We start from the raw sequence: 19191 nt of genomic DNA, 5'->3' as shown, positions 1-19191 counted from the left end.
GACTTCTAGCGCCCGGTCGGGACGGCCAAGGTAACCGGCTGCAGCGGCGGTCGCGGGCGCGGCTGCGTCGCCCAGGCAGCCAGCAGGTTCGCGGCGTTTAGCGGGCGGCCGCGGGCATGGAAGGCCGCCTTGAGCACCACCCCCTCGCCGTCGACCGCCTCGATGGCGACGCTGACGCGTTCGTTTGGCGGCAGCCGCGCGCCCAGCTCGTCGACCTCGTCCAGGTCCGGCGCCAGCATGAAGACGCGGTAGCGCAGGCGGTGGCGCCGCGGCCCATGCCGGGTGTGGGTGACGACACCGGCATAGATGCCGGACACGCTCATTCCGCTCGCCACGACGGCGATCTTTCCAGCTGGATGCGCCCGGACTCGTCCCTCACCCGCCAGGGCCGCTGCATTCCGCCCAGCGCCTCGGCCACCGCCAGTCCCGACTGCAGCGCGTCCTCATGGAAGCCGTGACCGAAGTAGGAGCCGCAGAACCAGGTCCGCCGCCGCCCCTGCAGCGACCACAGCTCCCGCTGCGCGGCGATCGCCCCGGCGTCGAACTGCGGATGCTCGTACGTCTCCGCCCAGATGATCGACTCCCGGGCGATGTCCCGCGTCGGGTTCACGGTCACGAACAGGTCCTGCGGACAGTTCAGCGACTGCAGGCGGTTCATCCAGTAGGTGACGCAACCGTGCCCGGGATCCCCCCGCCGCCCGATGTGGTTCCAGCTGGTCCAGGCCGCGCGGCGCACCGGCATCAGGCTGGGGTCGGTGTGCAGCACCGCCAGGTTCCGGCTGTAGCTGAACGCCGAGAGCAGCCGCTGCTCCTCCGGGTCCGGATCGCTGAGCAGCTCCATCGCGGTGTCGCCGTGGGTGGCGATGACTACATGGTCGAACCGCTCGGCCCGACCGGCGGCGTCGCGCACCTCGACTCCGATCAGGTCGCGCCGCACCGCGCGCGCCGGCGTCGACAGCCGCACCGCGCCCGAAATCGCCGCCGCCAGCTTGCCGACATAGGCCTGGCTGCCGCCGCAGACCGTGCGCCACACGCCGCGCCCGAACACGCGCATCATGCCGTGGTTCTGGAAAAACCGGATCAGGGCCGCGGCCGGATACTCGCGAATCGTCCGCAGCGGCGTCGACCAGATCGCCGCCGCCTGGGGCAGCAGGTGATCATCGCAGAACGCTCGGCAGTAGCCTCGCTTTTGCAGATAGTCCTCCAGCGACGTCAGCGGCGTTTCCAGCGCCGCCAGGTCCTTCGGTCCCTGCCGATAGAACCGCGTTACGTCGCGCAGCATCGCCCAGTATCGCAGGCTGAACAGGTTGCTGGCCTGGGCAAACAGCGCGCCGGAGGAATATTCGAAGTCGCCGTCGTCCAGCGAGACGCTCATCGCCATGTCGGTCGGGCGACTGGCTACCCCGAAATGATCCAGCAGCGCCGTGAAGTTGGGATAGTTCGGCTCGTTGTAGACGATGAATCCAGTGTCGACCGCGACCGGGCCGCTCGGGCCATCGACCACGACGGTGTTGGCGTGGCCGCCCAGGCGGTTCTCGTCCTCGAACAGCACCACCTCGTAGCGCTGGCTGAGCAGCCAGGCCGCGGACAGGCCGGCCACGCCCCCTCCGATCACGGCGATCTTCAACGGCGGGTTCCAGGTCACTAGGCGTTCTCCGTCAGCGGGCGAACCCGTCGACGCAACTACGAACGCCGGCCCCCGGTGGATGTAGCCGCATCCGAACGACGCCCGCGCCCGTATATCTGGGACGCCGTCGTAACGGAGCCGCATCCATGAGCCTGCTCGCCTCCGCCCTCCATGCGTTCGAGGGCGCGCCCCTGCCCGACCCGGTGCGGCGCGCGGCGATCGGCCTGCTGGTCGCCGACGCGCGGCGGAACCTGGACCGCGCCCCGCCCGAGGCGGCCGCCCGCTTCGCCCGCGAGATGGAGACTCGGCCCATCGCCGAACACGTCCAGGCCGCCAACGCTCAGCACTACGAACTGCCCGCGCGGTTCTTCCAGGCCGTGCTGGGGCCGCAGCAAAAATACTCCTCGGCCCTCTACACATCAGCCACGGACACCCTGGCGGAAGCCGAAGAGGCGGCGCTGGCGGAGACTGCGGCCCACGCCGAGCTACGCGACGGCCAGACCATTCTCGAACTCGGCTGCGGCTGGGGCTCGCTATCGCTGTGGATGGCCCGCGCCCTGCCGAGCGCCCGGATCGTCTCAGTCTCCAACTCCGCCAGCCAGGGCGCCTTCATTCGCGCCCGCGCCGAAGAGCGCGGCCTTTCCAACCTCACTGTCGTCACCGCCGACATGAACGATTTCGTTCCGCCGGTCCCGGCCTTCGACCGGATCGTCTCCGTGGAGATGTTCGAGCACATGGCCAACTGGCGCGCGCTGCTGACCAGGGCCAGGACCTGGCTGAAGCCGGACGGAAAGCTCTTTCTGCACGTCTTCACCCACCGCGCGACGCCCTACCGCTTCGATGTGGGCGACCAGACCGACTGGATCGCCCAGCACTTCTTCACCGGCGGCGTGATGCCCAGCCACGACCTCGCCCATCAGTTTCCCGATCTCTTCCAGGTGCGGGCCGACTGGCGCTGGAGCGGCGTCCACTACGCCCGCACCGCCCGCGACTGGCTGGCCAACTACGACCGCCACGGCCCGCTGATCCGTCCGATCCTGGCGGAAACCTATGGCGCGAACGCGATCCTCTGGGGCCGCCGCTGGCGATTGTTCTTCCTCGCCACCGCTGGTCTGTTCGGCCATCGCGACGGATCGGAATGGGGCGTAAGCCACTACCTGATGGAGCCCGCGCCGTGATGTCCCCCAGCTGTCATTCCGGACAGCGCGACGCGGCTTTCGGGGATGACACGACATGCTGAACTTCGCCCTGGCCTACCTCGCCGCCGGACTGGCGTTCGCGCTCATCGACGCGGTCTGGCTGACGCAGGTCGGGCCGTGGCTCTATCGCCCCGCGCTCGACCAAGTCCTCGCCGACAAGCCCGACCTGCCCGCGGCGTTCGCTTTCTACGTGATCTACGTCGCCGGGATCATGCTGTTGGCGGTGCGGCCCGCTTTTCGCGAGGGCGGCGGAGTCACACGCGCCACCGCCAACGGCGCGGTCCTCGGGTTCGTCGCCTATGCGACCTATGACCTCACCAACCAGGCGACGCTAAAAGTCTGGCCGCTCGAGATCACCCTCGCCGACATCGCTTGGGGAACCTTCCTCACCGCCTGCGCCGCGGCGGCCGGCTTCTCGGCCTATCGCGCCCTGGCCGCCCGCTCCGGCTGATCCGATCCTTGTTTGGATTTCGCGCGAAGTTGTCGAGCGCCGCGCGCCCTGTCATGGTGAGTTTCCGAAACGGAAGCGGCCCATCCCGCAACGCATATTTCGCGTGGCGGCCGCCGGGGAAACGCCGTCTCGGATCATAGAAAAGATCGCTGCGCGGACCGCACCGGCCGTCGGCGACGGGAGGAATTTGATGGAAGATTTGAAAGAGCGCCCTAGCCTGGAAGCCGTCCTGGACGCCGCGGCGGCGACCGGGATGACCACCGCCGTCTGGGCCGAGCTGCAGCCGAACAAGGTCGCCGTGGTGAATCCCGACGGCAGCTCGCGGACCTTCGCGCAGGTGAACGCAGCGGCCAACAAACTGACCCGCCTCTTCCGCCAGCATGGACTGAAGGCCGGCGACGCCCTGGCGATCGTCTGCTCCAACCGCGCCGAATTCATCGAGGTCCAGGCCGCCACCCTGCGTTCGGGCCTGCGGATCACACCGGTCAACTGGCACCTGACCGCCGACGAGATCGCCTACATCATCAACGACTGCGAGGCCAAGGTGCTGGTCGGCGAGGCGCGCGTCGGCGTGATCTCGGCCGCCGCCGAGCAGTGCCCGAACGTGGTGCTCAAGCTGGCGGTCGGCGGCGACATCCCGGGCTTTGCGAGCTACGACGCCGCCATCGCCCCGCTGGACGGTTCGGACATCGACGATCCGGTGCTCGGCAACCAGATGATGTACACCTCCGGCACCACCGGGCGCCCGAAGGGCGTGTTCCGCGAGGCGCCGGTCGTCACGCCCCAGGCGATGTACGCCCTGCGCAACTATGACGAAAACTCGATCCAGCTGTGCGCGGGCCCGGCCTATCACGCCGCGCCGCTGGCCTTCGACATTCGCGCCGCCATGGGCGCCGGCGCGCCGCTGCACTTCATCGACAAGTGGGATTCGGAGCTGGTGCTGCGGACGATCTCCGAACAGAAGATCACCCACCTGCACCTGGTGCCGATCATGTTCCAGCGGCTGCTGGCCCTGCCCGACGAGGTCAAGGCCCGCTATCCCGTCGACCATGTGAAGTACGTCGTCCACGGCGCGGCGCCCTGCCCGCCCGAGGTCAAGCAGGCGATGATCGAGTGGTTCGGCCCGGTGCTCAGCGAGTACTACGCCGGCTCCGAAGGCGGCGCGGGCTTCACCATCTCCTCCGAGGAATGGCTGAAGAAGCCGGGCAGCGTCGGCAAGCGCCCGGCGCTGCTGCAGGTCCGCATCCTCGACGAGGAAGGCAACGACCTGCCCCCCGGCGTGCCCGGCGGCATCTACCATCAGCTGCCGCCCGGAGGCGGCTTCCAGTACTACAAGGACCCCGGCAAGACCGCCGCCAACCGGGTCGGCGACTTCTTCACCATGGGCGACGTCGGCTTCTTCGATGAGGACGACTACCTGTTCCTGACCGGCCGCAACGCCGAGACCATCATCTCCGGCGGCGTGAACATCTATCCGCAGGAAGTCGACAACGAGCTCATCAAGCATGACGCCGTCGCCGACAGCGCCACGGTCGGGGTGCCGCACGACGAGTGGGGCGAACAGGTCAAGGCGGTGATCCTGCTGAAGCCCGGTTACCAGCCCTCCGAGGAACTGGCCCAGGAGATCCTCGACTTCGGCCGCAAGAACCTGCCGGCCTTCAAGGTTCCGCGCAGCCTCGACTTCGTCCACGATCTGCCGCGCTCCGAGGCCGGCAAGATCCAGCGCAACAAGGTCCGCGCGCCCTATTGGGAAGGCCGCACGCGCCAGATCTGAGCCCAAAGCTCACGGACGGGCGGCGGTAAAATCGTTTGCCGCCGCCCGCATGCGCCGCCAGCCTGCCGCTGATGACCGATGATCAGCAGGCCTTGCTCGACCACCTCGTCGCCGCGCTCGCCGCCGACCCGCGCGTCCGTTCGGTCTGGCTTTCGGGCAGCTTCGCCAGGGGCGCCGGCGACGCCTGGAGCGATGTCGACGTCACCGTCGTCGTCGACGAACCCGACCTCGCCGCCTGCCTGCGCGATTGCGTCGCGGGCGCGCTCGCCCTCCCCGCCACGGTGTTCTCGCACCTCGTCCACGGCCGTATCTTCTCGGGCGTCACGCCCAGCTGGAGCCGCTTCGACCTCGCCTTCCTGACCCCGGCCGAGTTCTCCGGCCAGGACGGCGCGGGCCTGCGCCGCCTGCTCGGCGAGACCGCCGCGCCGCCGCCACGTCCCGCGGGCCCCGATCGCGACGCCGCCGCCCGCGTCTCACGCCTGATCTTCGAATTCCTGCGGGTGCTCGGCCTGTCGCCGGTCTGCATCGGCCGCGAGGAATGGCTGGTCGGCCAGCAGGGCGTCGAGCTGCTGCGCGGGATGCTGGTCGATCTGCTGCTTGAGGAAAACGGCGTCCCCCGCGCGGCCCGCGGCGCCAAGCGGCTGAACGGGTTCCTGTCCCTCGACCAGCGCGCCGCCCTCGAATCCCTGCCCGGTCCCGCCGCCGACCGCGCCGCCCTGCTGGACACGCAAGGCGAGATCGCCCGCCTGTTCCTGGCCCACGCCCAGCCCCTGGCCCAGCGCCTCGGCGTCGCCTGGCCGGAGGCCTTCGAGGCCGCTACCCGCGACCACCTGCGGCGCGAACTTGGGCTGGAAATCTAGCCGACCGCCGCCCGCAGCTGGCCCAGAAACCAGTCGATCCCGAGGTCGTCCGTCCCGCGGCGCCGCACTGCCTCGACCGACAGCCGCATCGGCTCGAAGGGCGGCTCCATCACCTGCAGGCCCAGCATGTCCGCGTGCCGCTCAGCCAGCCGCCGCGGACAGGTGGCGATGGCGTCGCTGGCCGCGACCATCACCAGCACCGTCATCCAGTGCGGCGCGCCGGCGCGCGCCGCGATCGTCATCTCTAGCGGGCTGGGCAGGTTCTCGTCGCCCGCCGTCTCGCTGCCGGCCATGGCGTAGACGTGACCGGCGAGCGCATAGGTCTGGGCGTCTATGCGCCCGTCGATGAGCGGATGCCCGCGCCGGGCGGCCACGCAGTAGCGATCCTCGTAGAGCCGCTCGGTCCGATGCTCACCGAAGCCGCCGGCGAACCGGCCCACGGCCAGGTCGATCTCCCCGCGCCGCAGCGCTTCCAGCGCCCGTTCCTGGACCATGTGCTCGACGGTGAAGAGGACGCCGGGCGCCTCCGCCGCCAGGGCGTTCAGCAGCCGCCCGCCGATCAGGTCGGTGACGAATTCGGGAGCCGAAACCCGGAATACGCGCTGGCTAGTGGAGGGATCGAACGCTTCGCGCCCGCCGAGGGCCGCCCCTGCGAGTTGCAGCAACGCCTCGACCTGCGGCTCCAGTTCCAGCGCCCGACGGGTCGGGACTAGGCCATGGGGCTTGCGCACGAACAGCGGGTCCCCGAACAGATCGCGCAACCGCGTCAGGGCGTGACTGACCGCCGAGGGGCTAAGGCCCAGCACCTGCGCCGCCTCCTGCGCCTTGCGCCGCCGCAGACACTCGCGGAACACCAGCAGCAGTCCGCCGTCGAGCCGCCTGACTTGATTGATATCGAAATCACTCATGCAGCGATTTCAGTAACATCGATATCCAAGAGCAGATAGCCCAGAACTCGTCGAACTCAAGTGAGCGGCGAGGCCAAGATGAAACTGCGATCGCCTGCTCCCCCGTGCGGGCTCCTGCTCGCCCTGGCGGCCATGCTTCTCCCAACTGGCGCCCAGGCCCAATCGAACCGGGGCGGGCTTTTCTCATCGGTCGGGCTGACCAGCGACTACCGCTACCAGGGGGTCAGCAATTCGGACGGAAACCCGGCCCTGCAGGGCTATGTCCACTGGTGGCGGCCGGACGGCTTCTATGCCGGGCTGTTCGCGACCCAGGTCGATTTCGACGACCCCGGCGACACCTCCTACGAACTCGACCTCTACGGCGGCAAGAACTTCGACCTTGAGGACGGCAAGACCCGGCTGACGCTGGAGGCGATGTTCACCGCCTTCCCGAACGAACACGTCTGGGGCCCGACCTACAACTTCATCCAGTTCAAGGCCGCCGCCCGCCGGACCTTGGGCCCTTGGGCGTTGACCACCACCGCCAGCTTCGTGCCCGAGGCTTCCTATGGCGCCGGCGAGGCCTGGCGGCTGGAGGGCGAAGCCGCCTACGCCCTGCGGCCCAACCTGTCCCTCAAGGCCGGGATCGGCCGCCGGTGGATCGAGCGCGGCCACGACCGCACCTATTGGAACATCGGCGCGACGGCGACCTGGAAGCAGTTGTCTCTCGAGCTGCGCTACGAGGACACCGATCTCACCCCCGCCCAGTGCGGCTTCACCGACTGGTGCCAGCCCAGCGTGATCGGGACGCTTCGGGTCGACCTGCCGCCGATCATATAGCTCGACGCCTCAACAGCCCCCAATACTTGGATAACTAAGTTCACATATCTTGATATGCCAACTTTTACGCAATTTCCGTAAAACAATCGAGCACCGAACACTTGTTCTACATTCCATTGTTATATCGCCATTAACCGAAGCGCCCCCGTTATTCGCGCACAGGCGACGACTTGCAGTGGGGAACTTCCATGACCTCATCGAACGCATTGGCCGAACGGCTCGATTTCATCAAGCTCACCCCAGCCGCCCTGCGGGACATTCAAGGCGTCAAATCCATCATCATGCAGGAGCTGCCGGGCGCGCTCGACCGCTTCTACGAACAGGTCCGCGCCACGCCCCAGACGCGCGCGTTCTTCTCCAGCGAAGGCCACATCTCGGGGGCCAAGAACAAGCAGGTCGACCACTGGGACGTGATCTCCAGCGGCCGCCTGGATGAGCGCTACGTCAGCGCGGTGACCACCGTGGGCGAGGTCCACGCCAGGATCGGCCTGGAGCCGCGCTGGTACATCGGCGGCTACGCCCTGGTGCTGGACGCCCTGATCGAGAAGCTGCTGGCCGCCCGCTGGCCGAAGGGCGGCTTCGCCATGAAGTCGACCAGCTCCAAGCAGGTCGCCGCCGAGCTGGGCGCCCTGGTCAAGGCCACCCTGCTTGACATGGACTTCGCCATCTCGGTCTACCTGGAATCGCTGGAGGCCGCTCGCCGCGAGGCCGACGCCCAGCGCCGCCAGGTCGAGGAGGAGCAGAACAAGGTCGTCGAGATCCTCGCCGACAGCCTGCGGCGGCTGGCCGACGGCGACCTCACCGCCCACATCAACGCCGCCTTCACCGGCGCGCACGAGCAGATCAAGAACGACTTCAACGCCGCCGTCGACTCGCTGCGCACCGCCATCGGCGCGATCTCCGAGGCGACCGGCACGCTGCGCAGCGGCTCCGACGAGATCGCCGCGGCCTCCAACGACCTGTCGCACCGCACCGAGCAGCAGGCCGCCAGTCTGGAGGAGACCGCCGCCGCGCTCGACCAGATCACCGCCACGGTCAAGCGCAGCGCCGAGGGCGCGCGCCAGGCCTCCTCCGCCGCCTCGAGCGCCAAGGAGGGGGCGATCTCCTCCGGCGACGTGGTCCGCGACGCCGTCGCGGCGATGGGCGAGATCGAGCAGAGCTCGGGCCAGATCACTGAGATCATCGGGGTGATCGACGAGATCGCCTTCCAGACCAACCTCCTGGCCCTCAACGCCGGGGTCGAGGCGGCCCGGGCTGGCGACGCCGGCAAGGGCTTCGCGGTCGTCGCCTCCGAGGTCCGGGCCCTGGCCCAGCGCTCGGCCGACGCCGCCAAGGAGATCAAGGCCCTGATCTCCTCCTCGACCGAACAGGTCTCACGCGGGGTCAAGCTGGTCGGCGCGACCGGCGAGGCCCTGAGCGGCATCGTCTCCAAGGTCACCGAGATCGACGGCCTGATCTCCGAAATCGCCATGTCCTCGAACGAGCAGGCGGTCAGCCTCAACGAGGTCAACAGCGCCGTGAACCAGATGGACGAGGTGACCCAGCAGAACGCCGCCATGGTCGAAGAGGTCACCGCCGCGGCCGCCAGCCTCAAGGGCGAAGGCGTCGAGCTCGCCCGCCTGGTCACCCGCTTCCGGACCGGCGCGGAAACCGCTCGTCCCGCGCCGGAGACCGCGCGCGAAGGCCGCCACCAGCCGGCCCGCAACCCGGTCCGCCGGGCCCAGGCCCAGATCGCGGCCGCCGCCCGGCAGTGGGAAGAGTTCTGATAAGCGGCCTCGAACACGACGACGGCACGTTCGAGTTGGTCTCCTTCGAGATCGCCGACCGTCCCGGCGGCGTCGGGGGGCGCCCCGGGACCAGTTCGTTTCCGGCGAAACGTTCCGAAAACAAGCGTGTTTGGCCTAGGCTCCCGACGCGTGCCATGTAGCGCGCCGCTTCGTTTCGCGAGATGCCGACATGCCGATCCCCTTCATCGACCTGCAAGCCCAACGCGCGCGCCTCGGCCAGCCGCTGGAGGAGGCGATCCTCAAGGTCGTGCGGTCCGGCGCCTACATCATGGGACCGGAGATCGCCCAGTTCGAAAAGGAGCTCGGCGCCTTCGGCGACGCGCCGTTCGTGCTGTCCTGCGGCTCGGGCACCGAGGCGCTGCAGCTGCCGCTGATGGCCTGGGGCGTGGGCCCCGGCGACGCGGTGTTCTGCCCGTCCTTCACCTTCGCGGCCACGGCCGAAGTCATGCCGCTGGTCGGCGCCTCGCCGGTGTTCGTCGACGTCCTGCCCGACACCTATAACCTCGACCCCGCCGCCCTCGACGCCGCCATCGAAGCGGTGAAGGCCGATGGCAAGCTGACCCCCAAGGCGGTGATCGCCGTCGACCTGTTCGGCCAGCCGGCCGACTATCCGGCGATCTCGGCGGTCGCCAGGAAGCACGGCCTCAAGCTGATCTCCGACAGCGCCCAGGGCTTCGGCTGCACCCTGAACGGCCAGCACCCGATCCATTGGGCCGACGTCACCACCACCAGCTTCTTCCCGGCCAAGCCGCTCGGCTGCTACGGCGACGGCGGGGCGGTGCTGTGCAAGGACGAACGACTGCACGACCTGCTGGTCAGCTTGCGCGTCCACGGCCAGGCGGTGAAGTCCGACCTCGAGGGCAAGACCTTCGACCATGACCCCAAGTACCTGAACCTGCGCATCGGCATGAACAGCCGGATGGACACCATCCAGGCCGCGGTGCTGCTGCAGAAGCTGACCATCTTCGCCGACGAGATCGAGGCCCGGAACCGCGTCGCGGCCCGCTACGCCGCCGGCCTCTCGGACGTGGTCACCGTTCCCAAGGTGATCGACGGCGGCGTCAGCGTCTGGGCCCAGTACACCATCGAGACCGACGACCGCGACGGCCTGATCGCCCACCTGAAGGGCCAGGACGTGCCGACCGCGGTCTACTACCCGATCCCGATCCATCGCCAGGACGTCTACTCGGCCTATCCGGCCCCGGGCGGCCTGCCGGTCACCGACGCCAAGTCCAAGGTGGTGATGAGCCTGCCGATGCACCCCTACCTGACGCAGGACGATCAGGACCGGGTCATCGCCGCCATCCGCGCCTATGTGAAGCGCAACGGCTGAGCCGCCGGTGAGATGGCGGACGCGGCTCCTTCGGGACCGCATCCGCCGCCTCGGAGGCCTGGGCCGACCTCCCCCGAAGCCGGCCCAGCGCGCCCGGAGCGCCGCAAGACGCTCCTGACGACCTCGCTCCCGTCCACGGCGCTCGGCCGTGGCCACGCCAGGGGACCGGGACGTTGATCCCTGACGAAGGACCCTCGACGGTCGCAGCGTCAGACCGCCGCCGTCGAAATCCAGAATCTGATGGGCGAGCCGCCCGCTCAGCCTGACCCGCCGCCCCAGCAGACCCTGCGTCGCGACCGCCTCGCATGACGCAAATGCACTATCCGCGCGTCACCGAACGCCGGCGCCGCCCGCCATCTCGCGCAGGATCTCGTCCCAATGTCGCAGGGCCAGGAAATGGCCCACGTCCGGCCGCATGCGCACCTCGCTTACGTGCGAGCCCAGGAACGCCAGCAGCTGCGGCAGCGGCGCCAGGCGATCCTGCTCGCCGTGCCAGACGACCAACGGCGCCTTCAGCCCGCTGACGCTCATGTTGCGCCCCCGCCGGAAGGCCCGCAGCTCGTCCGCGGGCCCGCGACTGGAACAGGCCAGGGCCTCGGTCATGTAGGCCGCGACATAGGTCGCCGCCTCCGGGTGGGCGGCCAGATAGGCCAGGTCCCCGGGCGACTGGGCGCTGGAGCGTTGCATCACCCGGATCATCATCGCCTGCGACAGCCGCAGCCGCAGCACCGCCAGGAAGCTCTCGACCAACCACGGATTGGCTTCGATGCGGCTGCGCATCATGGTCAGCGGATTGCGCACCGGGTCGGGCTGGGCCCGCGGCGGGCGGCCGGAAAAGACCTGCACCCGTGTCACCCGCTCGCCCAAGGCGATGGCGGTCTGGATCGCCGACGGCGTTCCCGACAGCACCGCGGCGATCTGCAGGCGCTCCAGGCCGGTCTGGTCGCACAGCTCGACCATGTCCTGGGCCACCCCGTCGAAGCTGTAGTCCGGCCGCGGGTCGGACTGCCCGAAGCCGGGCCGCTCGGCGCAGACCACCCGCAGGCCCAGCCGTCGCGCCGCAGAGTCGGTGCCGGGCGGGAGCAGGCTCGAGCCGAGCCCCTCGTGGAAGGTCAGCACCGCCCGTCCGCCGCGATCGCCGTACTCGCGATAGGCCAGCCTGCGCCCGTCGGCCAAGGTGACGAAGCGCACCGGCGGGGCCTCGGCGATCGTCTCCTGCTGGGCGCGGACCGGATCGTCCGCCTCGATCAATCCGGCCAGGGACGACAGTTCGGTCAGGGCCCGGATCAGGTCGCTCTGCCGCTTCAGCCCCATCTTGTCGAAGACCGCCCGCAACTGGTTGCGCACGGTGTTGACGCTGACCGACAGCTCGTCGGCCGCCTCCTGCAGCGAGCGGCCGTCCCGCAGCTTGCGCGCCAGCCGCACCTCGGCCGGCGTCAGGCCGAAGCTCTCCGACAGCGAGCTCCACAGTCGCCCGGCCTCGGTCGCGGCCGGGAACACCACCGCAAAGCACTCCTCCTCGACCGCCATCGCCGGCAGGTCGGCGAGCCCCGGCAAGGACCTCGCCGGCATGACATAGGCGAAGCCTGGGCCCTCCTCGCGGCTGCGCTCCAGTTTCAGGATCACCTGGCCGCCCGCACGTCCGCGCGTCCGCGCCAAGGCGCCTGCCAGGGCCTCGGCGTTGTCGGGATTGGAGAAGGCCACCGCCTGGCCGATCACGAGCCCCAGCACCGCCTCGCCCAGCGCGGTCAGCGCCGCGCCGTTGTGCGCCATCACCTTGCCGCGGCTGCTGAGCAGCAGCCAGCCGATATCCGGGCGGCCGGTGGTCGCCGGCCCCTCGTCCGGGCGGCTGGCCAGCCGGGCGATGTCCTCGCTGAGCGCCAGGCCGCGCAGAATCTCAGGGCCCGGCTCGCGGCCCAGGCCGTCCTCTTCGAGCACGTCGATCAGCCGCTCCCATGCCTCGGGATTGGCGGCGACCTGGTACATGGTCTCGATCACCAGCCGCGCGGCGTCCGGGGACGGCGGGTCGTCGACGCGTTCCTGACTGTCGAGCAGGGCCATTAGGATTAACGCCGCGAGCTGAATTGAGTGTGCCGTTCTGGCACAGAAGAACGGCGTTCGCCCTGGCTCCGCAAGCGCCGCGCCGCAATAGGCGCGTCACAGCCTCGTGTGATGGCGGGGATGGCGACCGGGCGGCCACGCTTTCCCTTGCGTCGCCCCCCTGGTCTTGGCTAGCGTCCTCAAACAATTGTTTAAGTCATTTGGAGGAAGCACATGAAGGCGGCGGTCTATTACGAGAACGGCGGCCCCGAGGTCCTGAAATACGAGGACTTCCCCGATCCCGACCTGCATCCGCGCGGCGTAATCATCAAGGTCGAGGCGATCGCCATCGAAGGCGGCGACACCCTCAACCGCTGGCGCGGCCCGCTGATGACCAATCCGCACGTGGTCGGCTACCAGGCCGCCGGCGAGATCGTCGCGGTCGGCGCCGAGGTCACCCATCTGAAGCTCGGCCAGAAGGTCGCCACCGTGAACAACTGGGGCAGCCACGCCGAACTGCGCTCGGTGCCGGCCCGCAACTGCTGGGTCATTCCGGACGGCTTCGACGTCAAGAAAGCCGCCGCGATCCCGGTCACCTTCGGCACCGCCGACGACTGCCTGTTCGAGGCCGGCCGCCTGAAGGCCGGCGAGACCGTCCTGGTCCAGGCCGGGGCCTCGGGCGTCGGCGTGGCCGCCATCCAGCTCGCCAAGCGCGCCGGCGCCACCGTCCTGGCCACCGCCTCGTCGGACGAGCGCCTGGAACGCCTCAAGCCGCTCGGTCTCGACCACGGCATCAACTACGCCCGCGAGGACGTGGTGAAGGAGGTCATGCGCCTGACCGACAAGAAGGGCGTCGACGTGGTCGTCGATTCCGTCGGCGGCCCGACCCTGCAGGGTTCGATCAACGCCCTGGCCTATCGCGGCCGCGTCTCGATGGTCGGCGCCGCCGGCCGCGAGCCGATGGTCGTCGACGTCGGCGCGATGATGGGCGGCAACCGCCAGCTGCGCGGCGTCTTCCTCGGCGCCGAGATCATGACCGACCGGGTGCACGACAACATCCAGCGCCTGATCGACGAGGCGGCCCGCGGCGAGCTGGAAGTCCTGATCGACAAGGTCTTCCCGCTGTCGGACGCCGCCGGCGCCCACGCCTACATCGAGAGCCGCGCCGCCGTCGGCCGCGTGGTGCTGGTTCCGTAAGCCAACAACGGGTGTCATCCCGGCAAGCGCGCCGCGCTGGTCCGGGATGACACTGTAGGTTCGTCCTCGCCCTCCGAGAGAAAAAACCCATGCCCCGCGCCCAGAACGGATCGGTCGAACTCGAGTACGAAACCTTCGGCGCCGAGGAGGCGCCGGCCATCGTGGTGATCAGCGGTCTCGGCTCGCAGATGACCCGCTGGCCGGTCGACTTCTGCGAGAAGCTCGCGGCCCGCGGCTATCGCGTGATCCGCATGGACAACCGCGACACCGGGCTGTCGACCTGGTTCAAGCCGGGCGAGACCTACAGCCTCTCCGACATGGCCGCCGACGTGGTCGCCGTGCTGGACGCGGCTGGCGCGGCCAAGGCCCACGTGGCCGGCGTGTCGATGGGCGGCATGATCGCCCAGGTCGTCGCGATCAATCATCCCGAGCGCGTGCTGTCGATGACCTCGATCATGTCGGCCACCGGCGCGCCGGGCACCCTGGACCCGACTCCCGAGGCCGGCGCCGTGCTGACCGCGGCGCCGCCCGATCCCGCCGCCGACTACGAGGCGTTCCTCGCCAACGCCGTGAAGAACGCCGAGATCATCGGCAGCCCGGCCTATCCGTGGCCGCCCGGCGCCTTGCGCGCTCGGGCGATCGCCGAACACGCCCGCGCCTTCAACCCGACCGGCTCGGTCCGCCAGATGGGCGCCATCCGCGGCGACGGCGACCGCACCGAGCGGCTCGGCAAGCTCAAGGTTCCCGCCGTCGTGCTGCACGGGGCCGACGATCCGCTGGTGCGGCTGGTTGGCGGCGAGGCCACCGCCGCGGCCATTCCCGGGGCGGAACTGCGGGTCGTTCCCGGCATGGGCCACGACCTGCCGCCGGCCCTGCACGACACCTTCATCGACGCCATCCTCGCCGCCGCCGCGCGCGCCTGACACTAGAGTACAAAGGACACTTCCATGGGACGTCTCTCCGGCAAGGCCGCCGTCATCACCGGCGCCGGCTCCGGCATCGGCCGCGCCGCCTCGCTGCTGTTCGCGGCCGAGGGCGCGAACCTCGTCATCGCCGACAAGACCGACGGCGCGGTGGAGACCGCCCGCCTGGTGGCCGAGGCCGGCGGCAAGGCGCTGGCCCTGACCGGCGACGCCGGCGACGAGGCCTTCGTCGAAAGCTTGGTCAAGACCGCGACCGCCGAGTTCGGCGGCCTCGACGTCGCCTGGGCCAACGCCGGCATCTCCGGCGGCTGGACCGGCTTCGACGAGCAGGACGGCGCCTTCTGGGCCGAGATCCTGCGGGTCAACCTGATCGGGGCCTTCCTGCTGGTGAAGCACGCCTCGCGGGTGATGATCCCGACCGGCAAGGGCTCGATCATCTGCACCGCCTCGGTGGCGGGCATCCGCTCGGGGGCCGGCGGCTCGCCCTACTCGGCCTCCAAGGCCGGGGTGATCAACCTCGCCCAGACCTCGGCCAACGAATTTTACGGCACCGGCGTGCGCGTCAACGCCATCTGCCCGGGGCTGATCGAGACCGGCATGACCCAGGCGATCTTCGACGGCGCCCGGGCTCGCGGCAACGAGGACAAGATCGGCCAGCTCAACCCGATGACCCGCGGCGGCGTGCCGATCGAGATCGCCAACGCCGCCCTGTTCCTGGCCTCGGACGAAAGCTCCTACGTCAACGGCCAGGCGATCGTGGTCGACGGCGGCCTGTCGTCCTCGCATCCGGTGGTGCGTCGCAAGAAATGATCTACCTGCTGCGCCACGGCCAGACCGACTACAACCGCGACGGCCGCCTCCAGGGCCAGACGGACTCCCAGCTGACCTCGCTGGGCATGGCCCAGGTCCAGGCCATGGCCAACGTCCTCGCCGAACAGATCGGCGACGCCGAGGGTTGGCGCATCCTCGCCAGCCCGCTGCGCCGCACCCGCCAGTCGGCGGCCATCGTCGCGCGCACCCTGCGCCTGCCGGTGGAGATCGACCCGGCCCTGATCGAGGTCGGCTGCGGCTCGTGGGAGAACCGCATGTACGCTGACCTGCGTCTTGAGCATCCGGAGGCCTTCGCCGGGCGCGAATGGGTGTTCGGCAGCCCGGACGGCGAGCGGTTCGAGGACGTCGACGCCCGGGTCCGCCCCTGGCTGGCCGCTCTGCCGCCGGAGCCCGATCGCAAGATCATCGCGGTCAGTCACGGTATCGCCGGGGTGCTGATGCGCGGCGCCTATCAAGGGCTCTCGCGCGAGGCGACCATGCAGCAGGACACCCCGCAGGACGCGCTGTTCCGCCTCTGGGATGGAACGGTGGAACGCCTGGCCTGCGCGCCGGTGGCCGCGTGATCTACCTCGTCCGTCACGGTGAAACGGCGTTCAACGCCGAGCGGCGCCAGCAGGGGCATCTCGATTCCCCGCTGACGGCGCTCGGCCGCGCGCAGGGCGCGGCCATCGGCCGGTTGCTGCGGGACCTGATCGAGGAACCTGACGGTTGGCGGCTGATCTCCAGCCCGCTCGGCCGCGCCCAGGCCACCGCCGGCCTGATCGCCGAGGCCCTCGGCCTGCCCGTCGAAACCGACCGCCGGGTCATCGAGGTGTCGTTCGGGGAGTGGGACGGGCGCCTGCGCGACGAACTCGCCGCCGAGCACCCGGAGACCTTCGGCCGTGGCGGCTGGCAGTTCGCGGCCCCCGGCGGCGAGAGCTACGAAAGCGTCGAGGCCCGCGTCGGCGACTGGCTGGCCAGCCTGCCGCCGGAACCGCAGCGCAAGGTGATCGTGGTCAGCCACGGCGGCTCGGGCCGCGTCGTCCGCGGCGCCTATCTCGGCCTCCCGCGGGCCGAGACCCTGGCGCAGGAGGTGCCCCAGGACGCCGTGTTCCGGCTGGCTAGTGGAGCAGTCGAGAGAATTGATTGCGAAGTCGCGGCTCAATAGTCGTGCGGCGGCTCAGCATCACCAGGCCCAGCGCCGCGACCGCGCCCAGCAGGAAAGCTCCGGCCACCGCGCCGGACAGCGCCGCGGCGCCCACCTGCATCGGCGGGCGGTCCATCCAGCGCACCAAGGATCCGGTGGGTTCTTCGTCAATCACGTCGTCGAAGTAGTCGGTCATCGGCTAGGCTCCGGTGTCTGCGCAGGCCTAACCCCTGTGCGGCAAGCAGGTTCCGGCCCCGCTGGCGTTCAAACGCCTCTGGCGCTAGAAGCCGCCCACTGACCTTTCAGAGAGACACATGGCCGGACATTCCAAGTTCAAGAACATCATGCACCGCAAAGGCCGCGCCGACGCGGCGCGGTCCAAGCTGTTCTCCAAGCTGTCGCGTGAAATCACCGTCGCCGCCAAGTCGGGCATGCCCGACCCGGCGATGAACCCCCGCCTGCGCCTGGCCGTGACCAACGCGCGGGCCGAGTCCATGCCCAAGGACAACATCGAGCGGGCCATCAAGAAGGGCGCCGGCGGCGACGGCGAGAACTACGAGGAAGTCCGCTACGAGGGCTTCGGCCCGGGCGGCGTCAACATCATCGTCGAAGGCCTGACCGACAACCGCAACCGCGCGGCCTCGAACATCCGCACGATCTTTTCGAAGAACGGCGGCAACCTCGGCGCCTCGGGTTCGGTGACCTTCCAGTTCGACCGCCTGGGCGAGCTGACCTATCCGGCCAGCGTCGGTTCCGAAGACAAGGTGATGGAAGCGGCCATCGAGGCCGGGGCCCAGGACGTCGAGTCCGACGAAGAAGCCCACATCGTCTACACCGCCTTTGAGGACTTCGCCGAAGTCGCCGCGGCGCTGGAAGGCGTGCTGGGCGAGGCCAAGACCAGCAAGATCGTCTGGCGGCCGAAGACCTACGTCAATGTCGACGCCGAAGCCGTGCCGACCCTGCTGAAGCTGATCGACGCCCTGGACGACGACGACGACGTCCAGAACGTCTACGGCGACTACGACATCTCCGACGAGGACATGGAGAAGTTCGGCTAGGCCGAACCTCTCCGCCGCGGGCAATGCTAGTTGTCCGCGGCCTTGCTCACCACCACGCCGACCCCGGCCCCGACCGCCGCGCCCACCGGCCCGCCGACGATCAGTCCGGCGGCCGCCCCGGTGGCGGCGCGCTGCTCGACATTGTGCCCGCACGCGGCGAGCCCCAGCGCCATGCCGGCGACGGCGAGTACCAAGACGATCTTGCGCACGATTTCTCCAATCCCCCAGCCGCGCTGCGCCCAACGGCGCCGCCTCACGCGGTCATTGCCCTTCGATAACAGGGTGTTGGCTGATTTGGGGCGTGGTTTTCACCGCCTGCGAAGCTTAACCGCACCTCGCGCGTTCTGACGTCCATGGACTGGGTGATCGAGTATTTCGCGCCGCTGGCCGGGGCGGTCGCCGCCGGCGGGCTGATCGGCTTCGAGCGCGAGTATCGCGGCCGCGCCGCGGGCGTGCGCACGCACATCCTGCTGTGCCTGGCCTCGGCCCTGCTGATGCTGGCCGCCGTGCACCAGGTCCGCTGGATGGGGGGCACCCCGCACGACGTCATCCGCATCGATCCGGTGCGGATGGCGCATGGCGTCCTGACCGGCATCGGCTTTCTCTGCGGCGGGGTGATCTTCAAGGAGGGGTTCTCGGTCCGCGGCCTGACCAGCGCCGCCTCGCTCTGGACCACCGCCGCGCTCGGGCTGCTCTACGGCATCAGCTTCTTCAGCCTGGCGATCGCCGGCACGGTGCTGACCCTGCTGGTCCTGGTCGGGTTCCGGCTGCTGGAGGTGAAGCTCCCGCAGTACCACCACGTCGATCTGGTCATCCGCTACGCCCCCACCGACTACGCGACCGAGGACGAGCTGGTCGCCTTGCTGGGCCGCCACGACCTGACGCCCGACGTCGTCACCCACCGGCTGCTGGCGAACGGCGAGGGCTTCGAGTTCGCCGCCACCTTCCGCCGCCGCGGCTCCGTCCCCGGCCAGGCGATCGCCGCCGAGCTTTGCGCCGACCCGCGGGTCACGGCCTTCGAGCTGGCCCCCCGCCACGAATAGCCGCGTCCCTGCGGGTTTCACCCGATGGCCGAAACTCCGGCGACAAGCTGCGAATTGTCCTCAGTGGGAGTTCTGGAGGGCTGCATGCGAGACGCTGGTGATCGGCCGAAACTGAACCGCCGCCACCTGCTGGCGCTCGGCCTCGTGGTTCCTGCAGCGGGCGCGGCCGGCCAGGCCGCCGCCTGGCCCCGGCGCAAACCCAAGACGCCCGCCCC

The 19191-nt window shown here is 69.6% G+C and carries 20 protein-coding genes; 14 read left to right on the top strand and 6 right to left on the bottom strand.

The window, feature by feature from the left end; genetic code table 11:
• Positions 1-5: 5 nt before the first annotated feature.
• Together OUA97_RS07285 and OUA97_RS07280 are read right to left on the bottom strand one after the other, a co-directional pair.
• The gene (locus tag OUA97_RS07285; protein ID WP_267231167.1) at positions 6-323 is read right to left on the bottom strand and encodes a DUF1365 family protein; all 318 of its coding nucleotides are present in this window, start codon (positions 321-323) and stop codon (positions 6-8) included.
• Positions 320-1645 carry an NAD(P)/FAD-dependent oxidoreductase gene (locus OUA97_RS07280; RefSeq protein WP_267231166.1) on the bottom strand — a complete coding sequence of 442 codons (1326 nt, stop codon included), beginning with the start codon at positions 1643-1645 and terminating at the stop codon, positions 320-322. The genes OUA97_RS07285 and OUA97_RS07280 overlap by 4 nt, the downstream gene beginning before the upstream one ends.
• A 128-nt stretch (positions 1646-1773) precedes the next feature.
• On the opposite strand from OUA97_RS07280, the gene OUA97_RS07275 reads away from it, so the two are divergent.
• From OUA97_RS07275 to OUA97_RS07260, 4 genes are all read left to right on the top strand, one after another.
• Positions 1774-2805, top strand: coding sequence for an SAM-dependent methyltransferase (locus tag OUA97_RS07275; RefSeq protein ID WP_267231165.1), 1032 nt, complete (start codon positions 1774-1776; stop codon positions 2803-2805).
• A 55-nt stretch (positions 2806-2860) separates the two neighbouring features.
• A complete protein-coding gene (locus tag OUA97_RS07270; RefSeq protein WP_267231164.1) occupies positions 2861-3277 on the top strand; it encodes a DUF2177 family protein in 417 nt (138 codons plus the stop codon).
• 190 nt (positions 3278-3467) lie between these two features.
• Positions 3468-5051, top strand: a complete 1584-nt coding sequence (locus tag OUA97_RS07265; protein WP_267231163.1) for an AMP-binding protein — start codon at positions 3468-3470, stop codon at positions 5049-5051.
• 71 nt (positions 5052-5122) lie between these two features.
• A complete protein-coding gene (locus tag OUA97_RS07260) occupies positions 5123-5911 on the top strand; it encodes a nucleotidyltransferase domain-containing protein (protein ID WP_267231162.1) in 789 nt (262 codons plus the stop codon).
• On the opposite strand, the gene OUA97_RS07255 is transcribed toward OUA97_RS07260, so the two are convergent.
• Complete coding sequence (locus OUA97_RS07255) at positions 5908-6819, bottom strand: LysR family transcriptional regulator (RefSeq protein ID WP_267231161.1); 912 nt, start codon at positions 6817-6819, stop codon at positions 5908-5910. The two genes, OUA97_RS07260 and OUA97_RS07255, sit on opposite strands and share 4 nt — an antisense overlap.
• 78 nt (positions 6820-6897) lie before the next feature.
• On the opposite strand from OUA97_RS07255, the gene OUA97_RS07250 reads away from it, so the two are divergent.
• From OUA97_RS07250 to OUA97_RS07240, 3 genes are all read left to right on the top strand, one after another.
• Positions 6898-7638: a TorF family putative porin gene (locus OUA97_RS07250; protein ID WP_267231160.1), complete on the top strand. Its 741-nt coding sequence runs from the start codon at positions 6898-6900 to the stop codon at positions 7636-7638.
• Between the two features lie 188 nt (positions 7639-7826).
• Positions 7827-9404 carry a globin-coupled sensor protein gene (locus OUA97_RS07245; protein ID WP_267231159.1) on the top strand — a complete coding sequence of 526 codons (1578 nt, stop codon included), beginning with the start codon at positions 7827-7829 and terminating at the stop codon, positions 9402-9404.
• Between the two features lie 190 nt (positions 9405-9594).
• Positions 9595-10758 carry a DegT/DnrJ/EryC1/StrS family aminotransferase gene (locus tag OUA97_RS07240; protein WP_267231158.1) on the top strand — a complete coding sequence of 388 codons (1164 nt, stop codon included), beginning with the start codon at positions 9595-9597 and terminating at the stop codon, positions 10756-10758.
• 330 nt (positions 10759-11088) lie between these two features.
• On the opposite strand, the gene OUA97_RS07235 is transcribed toward OUA97_RS07240, so the two are convergent.
• The gene (locus OUA97_RS07235) at positions 11089-12819 is read right to left on the bottom strand and encodes an alpha/beta fold hydrolase (protein ID WP_267231157.1); all 1731 of its coding nucleotides are present in this window, start codon (positions 12817-12819) and stop codon (positions 11089-11091) included.
• A 213-nt stretch (positions 12820-13032) separates the two neighbouring features.
• On the opposite strand from OUA97_RS07235, the gene OUA97_RS07230 reads away from it, so the two are divergent.
• From OUA97_RS07230 to OUA97_RS07210, 5 genes are all read left to right on the top strand, one after another.
• A complete protein-coding gene (locus OUA97_RS07230; RefSeq protein ID WP_267231156.1) occupies positions 13033-13995 on the top strand; it encodes a quinone oxidoreductase family protein in 963 nt (320 codons plus the stop codon).
• Between the two features lie 89 nt (positions 13996-14084).
• On the top strand, positions 14085-14918 hold the full coding sequence (locus OUA97_RS07225) for an alpha/beta fold hydrolase (protein ID WP_267231155.1): 834 nt from the start codon (positions 14085-14087) through the stop codon (positions 14916-14918).
• A 24-nt stretch (positions 14919-14942) separates the two neighbouring features.
• A complete protein-coding gene (locus OUA97_RS07220; protein ID WP_267231154.1) occupies positions 14943-15728 on the top strand; it encodes an SDR family NAD(P)-dependent oxidoreductase in 786 nt (261 codons plus the stop codon).
• Positions 15725-16312 (top strand): histidine phosphatase family protein, encoded by a 588-nt coding sequence (locus OUA97_RS07215; RefSeq protein ID WP_267231153.1) that lies wholly within the window; start codon positions 15725-15727, stop codon positions 16310-16312. Before OUA97_RS07220 ends, OUA97_RS07215 begins: the two co-directional genes overlap by 4 nt.
• Positions 16309-16896, top strand: coding sequence for a histidine phosphatase family protein (locus OUA97_RS07210; protein WP_267231152.1), 588 nt, complete (start codon positions 16309-16311; stop codon positions 16894-16896). Before OUA97_RS07215 ends, OUA97_RS07210 begins: the two co-directional genes overlap by 4 nt.
• Here OUA97_RS07210 and OUA97_RS07205 read toward each other — a convergent pair.
• On the bottom strand, positions 16850-17071 hold the full coding sequence (locus OUA97_RS07205; RefSeq protein WP_267231150.1) for a hypothetical protein: 222 nt from the start codon (positions 17069-17071) through the stop codon (positions 16850-16852). The genes OUA97_RS07210 and OUA97_RS07205 overlap by 47 nt on opposite strands.
• A 118-nt stretch (positions 17072-17189) precedes the next feature.
• Between OUA97_RS07205 and OUA97_RS07200 the strand changes: the two genes are divergently transcribed.
• Positions 17190-17933 carry a YebC/PmpR family DNA-binding transcriptional regulator gene (locus OUA97_RS07200; protein ID WP_267231149.1) on the top strand — a complete coding sequence of 248 codons (744 nt, stop codon included), beginning with the start codon at positions 17190-17192 and terminating at the stop codon, positions 17931-17933.
• Between the two features lie 26 nt (positions 17934-17959).
• On the opposite strand, the gene OUA97_RS07195 is transcribed toward OUA97_RS07200, so the two are convergent.
• Positions 17960-18127 (bottom strand): hypothetical protein, encoded by a 168-nt coding sequence (locus OUA97_RS07195; RefSeq protein ID WP_267231279.1) that lies wholly within the window; start codon positions 18125-18127, stop codon positions 17960-17962.
• A 159-nt stretch (positions 18128-18286) separates the two neighbouring features.
• Between OUA97_RS07195 and OUA97_RS07190 the strand changes: the two genes are divergently transcribed.
• Positions 18287-18976 carry an MgtC/SapB family protein gene (locus OUA97_RS07190; protein WP_267231148.1) on the top strand — a complete coding sequence of 230 codons (690 nt, stop codon included), beginning with the start codon at positions 18287-18289 and terminating at the stop codon, positions 18974-18976.
• The last annotated feature ends 215 nt before the right edge of the window (positions 18977-19191 follow it).

Source organism: Phenylobacterium sp. 58.2.17 (genome assembly GCF_026411515.1).
Lineage (GTDB): Bacteria > Pseudomonadota > Alphaproteobacteria > Caulobacterales > Caulobacteraceae > Phenylobacterium.
This window is presented reverse-complemented; position numbering and strand designations above follow the sequence as displayed.